The organism is Streptomyces sp. NPDC051561 (assembly GCF_044454195.1).
Classification (GTDB): domain Bacteria; phylum Actinomycetota; class Actinomycetes; order Streptomycetales; family Streptomycetaceae; genus Streptomyces.
In genome coordinates, this window is record NZ_JBITDM010000005.1 from 49,621 (window position 1) to 61,886 (window position 12,266).

General features: G+C 69.2%; 11 protein-coding genes. 4 read left to right on the top strand and 7 right to left on the bottom strand.

What is annotated here, in order from left to right:
* The first annotated feature begins 101 nt into the window (after window positions 1-101).
* A complete protein-coding gene (locus ACIA73_RS13665) occupies window positions 102-623 on the top strand; it encodes a DUF6230 family protein (RefSeq protein WP_399439025.1) in 522 nt (173 codons plus the stop codon).
* Window positions 614-1,594: a DUF6114 domain-containing protein gene (locus tag ACIA73_RS13670; protein ID WP_399438643.1), complete on the top strand. Its 981-nt coding sequence runs from the start codon at window positions 614-616 to the stop codon at window positions 1,592-1,594. The genes ACIA73_RS13665 and ACIA73_RS13670 overlap by 10 nt, the downstream gene beginning before the upstream one ends.
* Window positions 1,595-1,637: 43 nt before the next feature.
* Here the strand turns inward: ACIA73_RS13670 and ACIA73_RS13675 are convergent, their stop codons facing one another.
* The 7 genes from ACIA73_RS13675 to ACIA73_RS13705 form a co-directional block, all read right to left on the bottom strand.
* Window positions 1,638-1,790, bottom strand: coding sequence for an SCO1431 family membrane protein (locus ACIA73_RS13675; RefSeq protein ID WP_399438644.1), 153 nt, complete (start codon window positions 1,788-1,790; stop codon window positions 1,638-1,640).
* 183 nt (window positions 1,791-1,973) lie between these two features.
* Window positions 1,974-2,999: an ABC transporter permease gene (locus ACIA73_RS13680; protein WP_399438645.1), complete on the bottom strand. Its 1,026-nt coding sequence runs from the start codon at window positions 2,997-2,999 to the stop codon at window positions 1,974-1,976.
* Window positions 2,996-4,609 carry a sugar ABC transporter ATP-binding protein gene (locus tag ACIA73_RS13685; RefSeq protein ID WP_399438646.1) on the bottom strand — a complete coding sequence of 538 codons (1,614 nt, stop codon included), beginning with the start codon at window positions 4,607-4,609 and terminating at the stop codon, window positions 2,996-2,998. The genes ACIA73_RS13680 and ACIA73_RS13685 overlap by 4 nt, the downstream gene beginning before the upstream one ends.
* A gap of 53 nt (window positions 4,610-4,662) precedes the next feature.
* A complete protein-coding gene (locus ACIA73_RS13690) occupies window positions 4,663-5,700 on the bottom strand; it encodes a substrate-binding domain-containing protein (RefSeq protein WP_399438647.1) in 1,038 nt (345 codons plus the stop codon).
* A 165-nt stretch (window positions 5,701-5,865) separates the two neighbouring features.
* On the bottom strand, window positions 5,866-7,200 hold the full coding sequence (locus ACIA73_RS13695; RefSeq protein WP_399438648.1) for an ABC transporter substrate-binding protein: 1,335 nt from the start codon (window positions 7,198-7,200) through the stop codon (window positions 5,866-5,868).
* Between the two features lie 98 nt (window positions 7,201-7,298).
* Window positions 7,299-8,282: a carbohydrate ABC transporter permease gene (locus ACIA73_RS13700; protein WP_399438649.1), complete on the bottom strand. Its 984-nt coding sequence runs from the start codon at window positions 8,280-8,282 to the stop codon at window positions 7,299-7,301.
* A gap of 4 nt (window positions 8,283-8,286) precedes the next feature.
* On the bottom strand, window positions 8,287-9,213 hold the full coding sequence (locus ACIA73_RS13705) for a carbohydrate ABC transporter permease (protein WP_399438650.1): 927 nt from the start codon (window positions 9,211-9,213) through the stop codon (window positions 8,287-8,289).
* 262 nt (window positions 9,214-9,475) lie between these two features.
* Here ACIA73_RS13705 and ACIA73_RS13710 point away from each other — a divergent pair, with 262 nt between their 5' ends.
* Both ACIA73_RS13710 and ACIA73_RS13715 read left to right on the top strand, forming a co-directional pair.
* Window positions 9,476-10,477 (top strand): LacI family DNA-binding transcriptional regulator, encoded by a 1,002-nt coding sequence (locus tag ACIA73_RS13710; RefSeq protein ID WP_399439026.1) that lies wholly within the window; start codon window positions 9,476-9,478, stop codon window positions 10,475-10,477.
* Window positions 10,478-10,800: 323 nt separating this feature from the next.
* A complete protein-coding gene (locus tag ACIA73_RS13715) occupies window positions 10,801-12,240 on the top strand; it encodes an RICIN domain-containing protein (protein ID WP_399438651.1) in 1,440 nt (479 codons plus the stop codon).
* Window positions 12,241-12,266: the final 26 nt, after the last annotated feature.

Consider the following 12,266-nt stretch of genomic DNA (forward strand, 5'->3'; position numbering starts at 1 on the left):
ACAAGCCGCGGAATCGAGCGGCGGAACAGTCCCCCGAAGGCAGAACGTCCTGGCGCCGGAGCGCGGTCCTGGCAGTGCCGGCGGTACTCGCCGTCGGGGCGATGGCGGCGATGATGGGGCAGGGCGCGCTGGCCGCCTCGTTCGCCGTCTCCGGCACCACTTTCCAGGTCTCCTCCTCCAAGCTGACCAGCAGCGGCCTTTCGTCGTACGTCCAGACGGACCGGTCGGCGGACGGCAAGGGTCACCCGGTGGCCCTGCTCGGCATCGGGAACGCCAGGCTCTCCGACATCTGCCAGTCCGCCGAGGTCAAGACCCCGGTCGGCACGGTGGTGTTCAAGCTGATGGCGGGCGGGGATGCGGGCGAGGTCACCGCCAGCAACCTGATCATCGACGGCGAGGACCTGACCGGAAACGCCCGCTTCGGCACGGCGCAGATCGGCCGGGACGCCTCCACCCTGGACGCGGTGCCGGGGGTCAAGGGCGAGGCGGGCAAGTTCGGACTCCAGGCGGGGAACATCGAGGTCGCGGGCGTGCGCTCGCACGCCTGGTCGGCGACCGGCGGCAACTTCCGGCTGAAGGGCCTGAAGCTGGATGTGAACCTGGACGGCAAGAAGTGCTTCTGAGCGGCGGCCGGCCGAAGGGCGCCGGGCCCGCCCGGGCCCGGCGCAGGTGGCTGGACAAACGACTGCCGTGGCCCGGGCGGCGGCGGCGATTCCGGGGCTGGCGGCACCGACGCCCCTTCTGGGCGGGGCTGTTACTGGTCCTGGCGGGCGCCGAGCTGCTCCTCGTGCCGCTGTCGCCCCTGACGGTGCTGGTCAGTCTGGGTCTCGGCGGGCTCGCCGCCCTCGGTATCGGGATCGCGCTGGTCGCGGCGGGACTGTTCCTGTGGTTCCTGCCGCACACCCGGCACTACGTCAGCATCAACGCGCTGATCCTGTCGGTGCTCTCGTTCGCGGCGACCAATCTCGGCGGGTTCCTGGTCGGCACGGTGCTGGGCATCGCGGGCAGTGCGATGGGGTTCGGATGGGCGCCGCTGGCCGAGCGGCAGCCGGAAGCCGCCGACGGCGGGCGCACTCCCCCTCCGGTCCGGCAGCAGGGGCCGCGCGCCCTGGCGGTCGCGCTGCCCGTGGTCCTGTTCGCCGCCCTCGCCACCCCGCTCCAGAAGGCGGTGGCCGCGCCGGCCGAGCCGTTGGCCCCCCGGGTGCCGCCGACCGTCACCACCACGCTGTTCGCCCCGGACGGCTTCCTGATCGCCGGGGTGAAGGAAGTGCGCACCGCCGACGGCTCGCTGAAGGTGATGGTCCTCAAGATGAAGGCCGCCTCCCTCACCGACTACCGGCTCAGGACTCGCGACGGCCGCGACGAACTCGCCCTGGGTGCCGACACCCTGGACCTCAGCGGCAACGTCACCCTCTACCTCACCAAGTTCAGCGGCTGCCTGGAAGGGCTGCTCTGTCTGACCTTCACCCCGGATCGGCTGCCCGTACCGCCGGTGGTGCCGCCCTTCGTCTTCATGACGGACGTCAGCGCCGAACAGGCCATGGTCACCTCGGACTTGATCGTGACGAACGGGCTCACCCTCGGCGCCTCCTGACCCCCGGCCCGAGCACCGGCCCCCCTTCTCGGGGGCTACGGCGTCACAGCAGACCGGCGCCGGTGACGAACATCGCCACCAGTACCACCAGGGTCCAGCCCAGCAGGTGCTCCAGCAGCTTGGGGCCGCTTCGGTCGTCGGGGCCGCCGGTGCGGGCGCGGAGGCGGGTGGACACAGCGGCAGTGGCGGCAGTCATCGGATCTCACGAACGTGGCAGGGGACAGGAACGGTGGGACAGGAACCGTGGAACAGGAACGGTGGAAACCATGCGGAACCATCGCTTCCACATTGCCAGCGGGACGGGCCCCGGTACAGATGACGTTGGTCACCGTCCCCGGGGCCCGGGGCCCGCCCGCCCGACCGGACGCCGGCCGGGCGGTCAGTGCGGCAGCCCGACCGCCCGCTCCCCGTTGCGCCGCTGCTGGATGACCACGGCGACGACGAGCAGCGCCCCCTGGGCGACGTTCTGCCAGAAGGTGTTGATGCCTTCCACGGTGAGGCCGTTCTCCAGGGCCCCGAGCAGGGCGACGGCGAGGAGGGTGCCGCCGATGCCGCCCTTGCCGCCCTTCAGTGCGCAGCCGCCCAGTGCGGCGGCGGTGATCGCCTTGAGTTCCAGGCCCTCACTGCCTGAGGTGGGCTGGCCGGAGCCGGTGCGGGCGGTGAGCAGGATGCCGGCGATGGCGGCGACGACGCCCACCAGGACGTACACACAGACCAGGTACTTGTTGATGTTGATGCCCGCGAGACGGGCCGCGGTGTCGTTGCCGCCGACGGCGTAGATGTTGCGGCCGATGTCGGTGTACTTGAGGAGCAGATGCACCGCGAGGGCGACGACGATCAGGATCCAGACCATCACCGGCAGCCCGGCGATCCTGCCCCGGCCGAGGAAGACGAAGACGTCGTTGTTGAGGACGTATCCCTGTGCCCGGCCGTCGGAGAGCAGTTGGGCGAGGCCCTTGTACGCGGCGAGACCGGCCAGTGTGGCGATGGTCGGGTTGACCCTGCCGTACACGATGACCAGGCCGTTCAGCAGGCCCACCAGGACTCCGACGGCGAGAGCCGCTGCCATGCCGAGCAGGGCGTTCGAGCCGGAACCGGCGAAGACCATCGCACTGACCACCGAGGCGACACCGACCTGGGAGCCCACCGAGATGTCGAGGCCGCCGCAGATGATGACAACGGTCTGGACGAGCGCGAGGAGGCCGGTGATGGTGGCGGCCTCGGCGATCACCTGCATGTTGGACAGGCTCAGATAATTGTCGTTGAGGAGCCCGAACAGCGCGAGCACGCCGATCAGGGCGCCGACCAGGCTGAGGTTCTGGCCACCGACTCCGGCGAGGACGGAGCGCCGGGGCCCGGCGCTGTCCTCCTTCGCTGCGGGGGCGGGAGCGCTGGTGAGGGTCATGAGGTGACTCCAGAGTGGGAGCCGGCCAGGTCGTCGGCCATGGCCAGGGCGAGTATCGATTCTTCGTCGGCTTCGCTGTGGTCGAGCTCGCCGGTGATCCGGCCGCCCTGCATCACCACGACACGGTCGGCGAGACCGAGCAGTTCGGGGAGTTCGGAGGAGATCACCAGGACGGCGACCCCGTCCTTGGCCAGGTCGGCGATGATCCGGTAGATCTCGGCCTTGGCGCCGACGTCGATGCCTCGGGTCGGCTCGTCGAGGATCAGGACCTTGGGTTTACGGGCCAGCCAGCGGGCCAGCACGATCTTCTGCTGGTTGCCGCCGGAGAGCTTGCGCACCTCGTGGTTGATCGACGGCGTACGGACCCGGAGGCGGTCGGTGTACTGCTGGGCGAGTTCACGCTCGGCGGAGCGCCGGACGAAGCGGAAGCGGCGCAGCCGGTCGAGTACGACCAGGGTGGTGTTGTCGCGCACCGACCGGTGCAGGAACAGGGCTTGGGCCTTGCGTTCCTCGGGTGCCAGGCCGAGTCCGGCCCGGATGGCGTCGCCGGGATGGCCGCTGCGCAGGGCCTTTCCGTCGATGGTTACGTTGCCATCGCGGAGCGGGAGGTCACCGGCGAGGGCCAGGGCGAGTTCGGAGCGTCCGGCTCCGATCAGCCCGGCCAGGCCGACGACTTCGCCCGCGTGCACCTTCAGGGAGATGTCCTGGACGTCGTCGGTGGTGACACCCCGGACGTCGAGGACCAGTCGGTCGGTGGCCACGCGGTGGCGGACGAACATGCCGGTCAGGTCGCGGCCGACCATGAGACGTACCAGCTCACCCTCGTCGGTGTCGTCGGCCGGCTGTACGTCGACCAGGCCGCCGTCGCGCAGGACCGCGACCCGGTCGGCGAGCCGGAAGATCTCCCGCATCCGGTGGGAGACGTAGACGATCGCGATGCCCTGCCCGCGCAGTCGTCGGATCAGGGCGAACAGGGCGTCCACCTCGTGCTCCGAGAGCGAGGAGGTGGGTTCGTCGAAGGCGATCAGCCGGGCGGGTGTGTCACCGGTGAGCGCTCGCATGATCTCGACGAGCTGGCGCTGGGCGGGGGTGAGCCTGGATCCGGGGAGCCAGGGGTCGAGTACGTCGGCGAAGCCGAGCCGGGTCAGGTCCGCCTCGACACGTCGCCGCAGTTCGGCACGGTCGAGAATCCTGCCGCGGCGGCGGGGCAGGGACCCCGCGTAGACGTTCTCGGCGACCGAGAGGTGCGGAATGATCTCCGGTTCCTGCGGAATGATCCGGATTCCAGCGGCCCTGGCCTGGGCGGGAGAGTGCAGCTCGACGGGGCGGCCGTCGATCCGGATCTGGCCGGTGGTCGGCCGGTGGACGCCGGTGAGGATCTTCAGGAGGGTGGATTTCCCGGCGCCGTTCTCGCCCATCAGTGCGGTGACCCGGCCGGGCGGGAAGTCGAGAGTGACGCCGGTGAGGGCGTGGACCGCACCGAACGACTTGCTGATGCCGGTGACGGCGACGGTGTGCGGATCGTGCGGGGTGGCTTCGGGGTCGTGCGGGGCACCTTCCGGTTGCGTACCCGGGCTGTCCGGTAAAGAGGGGGAGTTGGTGCGGCTCATGGCTGGTTTCACCTCTGAGGTGTCGCGCGAGCGGACTCTGGGCGGGGGGGCGGTCAGCCGCAGACGACGCCGCTGCTCTTCCAGGAGGTCCGGTCCACCATGGTGGTCGGGGCGAAGGCCTCCTGCGGGAAGTCCTTGCCGTTCTTGAGCTTGTCGTACATGGTCTGGACGGCCAGGGCACCGACGTCCTTGCCGTTGATGAACAGCGCCGCCTTCATTCCGCTCGGCTTGTCCGACTGCCATTCCTTGCAGGCGAGATAGGCGCCCAGGCCGATGCCGATGACGCGGTCCGGGCTGATGCCGGAGTTCTGGAGGGCGGTGACGCCGCCCATGACGTTCTCGTCGTTGCAGCCCCAGACCACCCAGTTCGTGACCTTGGGATGGGCGGTGACGGTCGCGGCGATCTTGTCCTGGGCGCCGGTGGGGGTGTTGTCGGTGGGTACGTCGAGGGCCTGCACGCCGGGGGCCGCGGCGCCGAACGCCTTCTTCGCGGCGCCGACCCGGTCGCCGCAGACCGTGACGTCCTGCTTCCAGGCCGAGATGACCCGGGTCTCCTCGGCCCTCCAGCCCGCTTTCTTGTACTCCTCGGCGGCCCGCTTGCCGACCTCGACGCCCATCTGCGCCCCGCTGAAGCCGATCCTCGGGACCAGATCGGTCTTCCCGCAGGCGGACGGGTCGGGGCCGGTGGTGCAGATCTGGTCGTCGGAGGTCAGCAGGGCGACCTTGCCGTCCTTGGCGGTACGGACCACCTGCGGGCCCACCGCCGGGTCGGGGACGACGACGATCAGGCCGTTGGTCTTCTGTGCGATCGCGGACTGGATCTCGCTGACCGTCTTGTTGGCGTCGTTGCCCAGGTTGACCATCTTGAGGTCGATGCCGAGTTCCCTGGCCTTGGCCGTGGCGCCGGCCGCCTCGCCGACGAAGTACTCCTGGTCGCCCTGCTTCTGGAGGTAGGTGAGGGAGATCCTTCCCGTCACCTCGGCCGTCGTGTCGTCACCGGCGGCCTCCTTGCCGGAGGAGCACCCGGTGGCGCTCAGGGCGAGTACGAGGCCGGTGGCGGCGGATGTGCACCTGCGGGACGTACGGGACATCTGGGCTCCTCGAAAAGGGCATGCGGGGGTACGGGCCCGGCGGCGCGGGGCCCGGAAAAGGGCAGAGGGGAGTGCGGGCCCGTGGAAGGGCGGGCAGGAGTGTGGTGGAGCGCGCCCGGCAGGGGGGCCGCCTGCCGGGCGGGACGCGCTGAGGCGTGAGGGGGGCTACTTGTTGACGCTGAAGCCCTGGTCCGTGCCGTACTTGACGCTGGCCTGCTGCCAGGCGGTCAGGCCCTGGGAGAGCGGGGTCGCGGAGACGTAGGCCTTGCCGACGGTGTCGTTGAAGACCGAGTTGGCGTACACCTGGTAGGGCAGGTAGGACCAGCCGGTGCCGACGTTGCGTGCTGATTCGGCGAACACCTTGTTGGCCCGCTGGCCGCCGAAGTAGGGGAACTTCGTGTCCTGGAACTTCTTCGAGTCCAGATCGGCCTTGGTGGCGGGAAAGGCGCCCTCGGCGACGCGGGCGGAGGCTCCGGCGCCCGTGGTCACGAACTCGCTGAAGGCATAGGCCAGTTCCTTGTTCTTGGCGGCCTTGGGTACGGCGAGGGAGCTGCCGCCGTTCTCGGCGCTGGCCTTGGCGCCCTCGGTCCACTGAGGAAGCGGGGCGACCCGCCAGTCACCGGAGGCGGAGGCGACACCGGAGACGAAGTTGGCGGGCATCCAGGCGCCGATGGCGAGGGTGGCGATGCTGCCGTCGGCCAGGCCCTTGTACCACTCGTCACTCCAGGAGCTGACGGGCGCGACGAGCTTCTCGTCGAGGAGCTTCTGCCAGGTGTCCGCGTACTTCTTGGTGCCGGCGTCGGTGAAGTTGACGGTGACCTCGGTGTCCTGGCTCTTGTACGGGCGGCCGCCGGCCTGCCAGATGAGGCTGGTGGTGGCGCCCGCGTCGCCGGTGTCATTGGTGATGGATATCTTCGGGTCGGCCTTGTGCAGCTTGCGGGCCGCCTCCACGTACGCGTCCCAGGTGGTGGGGACGGCGATGGAGTGCTTGTCGAAGACCCTCTTGTTGTAGAACAGCGCCATCGGGCCGGAGTCCATGGGCAGTGCGTGCACCGCGTCGCCGGTGTGCACCGCGCTCCACGGGCCCGCACTGAACGTCTTGTCGAGCTTGGCGGCGCCGTAGGAGGAGAGGTCCTCGACGGACTTGCCGATGGCGAACTGGCTCACCGCGTAGTACTCCAGCTGCGCCACGTCGGGGGCCCCGGAGCCCGCGGCGATGGCGTTCTGCAGGGCCGTGTACTGCTTGTCGCCGGTGCCCGCGTTGACCAGCTCTACGTCGACCTTCGGGTACTTCTTCTCGAACTCGGCGGCGGCCTTCTTCAACGTGGGCTCCCAGGCCCACACCGTGAGCTTGCCGCCCTTCTCCAGCGCCGACTTGACGTCCTTGGGGCCGCTTTCGGCCGCCTGGTCGGAGGATCCGCAGGCGGTGGCGGTGAGGGCCATGACGCAGGCGGTGGCAGCGGCCGCGACGAGCCGGCGGCGGGTACTGGGCGTTCTCATGGAGGGTGCTCCTGATTCGATTTTGATTCGAGGTACGGAGAGGCGCGGAGAGGAAAGGGGCCCGGGATGCGGCCCGAGCCGGCTGCTGCGGAGCTGTGTTATTCCTTGACGCTTCCTGCGGCCAGGCCGGACTGCCAGTACCGCTGGAGCAGCAGGAAGACCAGGACGATCGGCGCGATGGTGAGCAGCGAGCCGGTGATGATCAGGTCGAACACGGCCTCGCCGCCCGCCGTTTGGGCCTGCGAGTTCCAGGCGTTGAGCCCGAGGGTGAGCGGGTACCAGTCGGGGTCCTTGATCATGATCAGCGGCAGGAAGTAGTTGTTCCAGGTCGCGACCATGGAGAAGAGCAGGACCGTGACGGTGCCGGGCACCAGCAGGGGCAGGGCGATGCGGAAGAAGATGCGGAGCTCTCCGGCGCCGTCGATGCGGGCCGCTTCGATGAGTTCGGTGGGTACGGACTCGGCGGCGAACACCCACATCAGATAGAGCCCGAAGGGCGAGATGAGGGAGGGGATGATGACGGCCCACGGGGTGTTGGTGAGCCCCATGTTGCTGAACATCAGGAAGGTGGGCACGGCGAGCGCGGTGCCGGGCACGGCCACGGCGCCCAGGACGACGGCGAAAACCCCCCGGCGGCCGGGGAACTGGAACTTGGCCAGTGCGTAGCCGCCCAGTACGGCGAGGAAGGTGGCGCCGCCCGCCCCCACGACGACGTACAGCAGCGTGTTGAGCAGCCAGCGCAGGAAGACGCCGTCGTCGTAGGTCAGGGTGCGGGAGATGTTGCCGAAGAGGTCGAAGTCGTCGCCGAACCAGAGGCCGAAGGAGCTGAAGAGGCTGTTCTGGTCCTTGGTGGCGTTGATGAACAGCCAGACCAGCGGGAGCAGGGTGTAGACCAGGACGACTCCGGTCACCAGGGTCAGCGGGATGCTGCGCTTGGGGTCCAGCGGGGTCCGGAAGCTCCGGCGGCGGGTGGGTGGCCGGGGCGTGCGGCGGGAGATGCGGGCGGGGGTGATGGTCGTCCGCCCGGCGGACGGCACGGGGTTCGGCTCGGTGCCGTCGCGTTCCGTGGTCAGGTGCGTCATGTGCTCAGCCCTTCCGCATGCCGCGCAGCTGGACCGTGTACGCGATGATCGCGGTGAAGACACCCATCACGAGAGCGACGGTCGCCGCGTAGTTGTGCTGCTGGCCGGAGAAGGACAGCGAGTAGGTGTAGAGGTTGGGGGTGAAGTCGCTGGTGATCGCGTTGGGGGCGAGCTTCTGCAGGATGCTCGGCTCGTTGAAGAGCTGGAAGCTGCCGATGATGGAGAAGATGGTCGCGATGACCAGGGCGCCGCGGATGGCGGGCAGTTTGACGGAGCGCATGATCCGCCACTCCCCCGCGCCGTCGATCGCGGCCGCTTCGTAGAGCGAGCGGGGCACCGCCTTGAGCGCGGCGTAGAAGATCAGCATGTTGTAGCCGACGAATTCCCAGGTCACGATGTTGCCGATGGAGGCCAGTACGAGCTCGGGGGACAACGGGTCGGGCAGGGTGATGCCGAGGGCATCGTTGATGTTGCCGACCAGCCCGAACCGAGTGCCGTATACGAAACCCCACATGAGGCTGGCGACCACGGCGGGGACCGCGTACGGCAGGAAGATCGAGACGCGGAAGAACGCCTTTCCGTACAGTCGGCCGCTGTCGATCGCGAGCGCCACCAGCAGGGCGATACCCAGCATGATCGGCACTTGGACGGCCAGGAAGAGTGCGACCCTGACCAGGCCCTCCCAGAACTGCGGATCGGCAAGCGCCTGACGGTAGTTGTCGATACCCACGAAGGACGTTCCGCCGATGAGCCGGTCCCGGAAGAGACTGAGGTACAGCGCGTACCCGATCGGAGCCAGGAAGACGAGCGCGAAGACGGCGACGAACGGACCGGCGAACCCCCACCCGACGAGGGACTCCCTGCGGAGACTGAACGGAACTCGCGGGCGTGGCGCGGGAGTTGTCTTCGCCGGTGTCGGCGGAAGCGTCATGGTGGGGGTCCTTGATTCGGTGACCGACCGGTCTGCACGAGCAGGGAGAAGCCTCACGGCCGGGAGAACCGGGCGGATGCGGCTGACCCGATGAGGAATGTTTACGTAATCATCGGTAGCGTGATGGTGACACTCCGGCTGGGGAGCGTCAAGCATGGGGCGGGGACGAATGAGAGGGAATTCGGTGACGAACAAGGACAGAGCCGCGTCGACGACGACTGCCCACGAGGCCGGTGCGCGGGGGCGTAGGGCCCGGGTGTCGATGGCCGATGTGGCGCGGGCCGCCGGCGTCTCCTCGCAGACGGTTTCCCGGGTCTCCAACGGGGATTCCGCCGTCATCGAGGCGACCCGGCGCAGGGTGCTGGACGCCATGAAGGAGCTGGGCTACCGGCCCAACAGTGCGGCCCGCGCGCTCAAGCGCGGTGACTTCCGCACCCTGGGGGTCATCACCACGAGCCTGTCCAGCACCGGAAACGTGCGGACCCTGGAAGCGATCGCGACCAACGCCTCCCGCGCGGGGTACGCGGTCACCCTGATTCCGCTCGACGCGCCGACCAGGGACAGCGTCACCGGGGCGTTCACCCGGCTCGACGAACTCGCTGTGGACGCGGTCGTGCTGATCATGGAGGTGCACCTGCTCGACACCGGGTCGCTGATCCTGCCGCCGCACGTGAAGGTGGTCGTGGTGGACTCCGACGCCAGCGACCGGTTCCCGGTGGTGGACACCGATCAGCACGAGGGCGCGCGGGCCGCCGTACGCCATCTGCTCGACCTGGAGCACCACGCGGTCTGGCATCTCGCCGGACCCGAGGAGTCCTTCGCGGCCACCCGTCGCGCGGACGCCTGGGAGGCCGCGCTGCGCGAGGAGGGCATCGAGCCGCCGCCGCTCCTGCGTGGCGACTGGAGCCCGGAATCCGGCTATGAGGCCGGGCTGCGGCTGGCCCGGGAGCCGGAGTGCACGGCGGTGTTCGTGGCGAACGACCAGATGGCGCTCGGGGTACTGCGGGCGATGCACGACAGCGGGAAGCGGGTGCCCGAGGATGTGAGCGTGGTCGGCTTTGACGACATCCCGGAGGCCGCCTCCTTCATTCCGCCCCTGACGACGGTCCACCAGGACTTCGCGAAGGTCGGGGAACTGTGCGTGGATGTCGCCCTGCGCGAACTGCGCGGCGAGAACGTCGCGGACGGTACGCGGCTGGTGCCGACCCGGCTCGTCGTCCGCGACAGCACGGCTGCATACCAGCCCTCCCCGCGCAGGGCGTAGCACTTCCGGGATTCCTCCGGGCTTCCGGGATTCCTCCGGGCGAGCGACCGTTCCCGGTCGCCCCGGAGGGCCCGCCCCCGAAGGGCCACGCGCCGTACCCCCGCGAGCGGGCTCGTGTCACCGGGCGGATCGCCAACTCGGGTTCTTGCGCAAACGCTTGACAGGCCCCACGGCCACTTCCAAACTCTCTCCAGCATCCATGTTTACGCAAACATGCACGCAGGTTTACGCAAACAGGCGTCGGTGTTCACGTGACCATGCATGGCCTTCCGCCGCTCGCGCACGGCGATCCCCAGCCCGGACGACAGCCAGAGGTACGCATCATGCGACTCACATCCCGCGGCACGGCGGCGCTCCTCGCCCTCGTGTCCGCCCTCCTCCTGACCCTCCTGGGCGGTGCCGGCACCGCCCAGGCGGCGCCCGTCACCGTCCCCAACGCCACCCAGTTCACCGACCCCCACGGCAACCCCGTGCACGCCCATGGCGGCGGGGTGGTCAAGGTCGGCGCGTACTACTACTGGTTCGGCGAGAACCGCAACGACGACAACAGCTTTCGGTACGTCTCCGCCTACCGCTCGACGGACCTCAAGAACTGGGAGTTCCGCAAGCACGTGCTGACCCGGGAGAGCGATCCCGAGCTGGCCTCCGCCAATATCGAGCGGCCCAAGGTCATGTTCAACAAGGCCACCGGCCAGTTCGTGATGTGGATGCACAAGGAGAACTCCGCCGACTACTCCGAGGCGCGGGCCGCGGTCGCCGTCTCCTCCACGGTGGACGGCGACTACACCTGGCGGGGCAGCTTCCGCCCGCTGGACCACATGTCGCGCGACATCACCACCTTCGTCGACGACGACGGCGCCGGCTACATGATCTCGGCGGCCAACGAGAACGCCGACCTGCACGTCTACCGGCTCACCGCGGACTACACGGCCGTCCAGTCGCAGGTCCAGAAGCTCTGGGCGGGCCAGTCGCGCGAGGCGCCGGCCATGTTCAAGCGGAACGGCGTCTACTTCCTGCTGACCTCCGGCGCCACCGGCTGGTCCCCCAACCAGCAGAAGTACGGCACGGCCAGCAGCGTCACCGGCACCTGGAGCGAGCCGCAGAACATCGGCGACGGCACGGCGTACGGCTCGCAGACCGCCTTCGTCCTGCCCGTGCAGGGGAGTTCCGGCACCTCGTACCTGTACATGGGCGACCGCTGGGGCAACTCGACGGGGGGCAAGGTCAACGACTCCCAGTACGTGTGGCTGCCGCTGGAGTTCCCCACCGCGACCACCATGACCATGGACTACTTCCCGCAGCTCACCCTCGACACCGCCGCGGGCACCGTGCAGGGGCCGGGTACCTGGGAGACGCTCACGTCGGTGAAGAGCGGCAAGTGTGCCGACGGCGCCGACTGGTCCACCGCGGACGGCGCCCGGCTCGTCCAGTGGACCTGCAACGCAGGCAGTGTGAACCAGCGGTTCTGGCTCAAGGACATGGGCGGGGGCACGGTCCAGATCGTGCTCCGGCACAGTGGCAAGTGCCTCTCTTCCAAGGACGGTTCGACCGCCGAGGGCGCGGCCGTCGTCCAGTACACCTGCGACGGTTCAGCCGCACAGCGGTGGAAGGCGGTGCCGGCCGGTACGGCGGTGCAGCTCGTCGCCCAGCACAGCGACAAGTGCCTCGACGTCACCAACCAGGCCACCCACGACGGCGTCGCGCTCATCCAGTGGACCTGCAACTTTGGTGAGAACCAGCAGTGGCAGCGCCCGGCCGCCTGACCGGCCCCCGCACCTCCACCACCGCC

Bases quoted from the DNA above. Each gene is read 5' to 3' on its own strand.
- ACIA73_RS13665 (WP_399439025.1), top strand. From the start codon at position 102: ATGGCGGCGATGATGGGGCAGGGCGCGCTGGCCGCCTCGTTCGCCGTC.
- ACIA73_RS13675 (WP_399438644.1), bottom strand. From the start codon at position 1,790: ATGACTGCCGCCACTGCCGCTGTGTCCACCCGCCTCCGCGCCCGCACC.
- ACIA73_RS13680 (WP_399438645.1), bottom strand. From the start codon at position 2,999: ATGACCCTCACCAGCGCTCCCGCCCCCGCAGCGAAGGAGGACAGCGCC.
- ACIA73_RS13685 (WP_399438646.1), bottom strand. From the start codon at position 4,609: ATGAGCCGCACCAACTCCCCCTCTTTACCGGACAGCCCGGGTACGCAA.
- ACIA73_RS13690 (WP_399438647.1), bottom strand. From the start codon at position 5,700: ATGTCCCGTACGTCCCGCAGGTGCACATCCGCCGCCACCGGCCTCGTA.
- ACIA73_RS13695 (WP_399438648.1), bottom strand. From the start codon at position 7,200: ATGAGAACGCCCAGTACCCGCCGCCGGCTCGTCGCGGCCGCTGCCACC.
- ACIA73_RS13700 (WP_399438649.1), bottom strand. From the start codon at position 8,282: ATGACGCACCTGACCACGGAACGCGACGGCACCGAGCCGAACCCCGTG.
- ACIA73_RS13705 (WP_399438650.1), bottom strand. From the start codon at position 9,213: ATGACGCTTCCGCCGACACCGGCGAAGACAACTCCCGCGCCACGCCCG.
- ACIA73_RS13710 (WP_399439026.1), top strand. From the start codon at position 9,476: ATGGCCGATGTGGCGCGGGCCGCCGGCGTCTCCTCGCAGACGGTTTCC.
- ACIA73_RS13715 (WP_399438651.1), top strand. From the start codon at position 10,801: ATGCGACTCACATCCCGCGGCACGGCGGCGCTCCTCGCCCTCGTGTCC.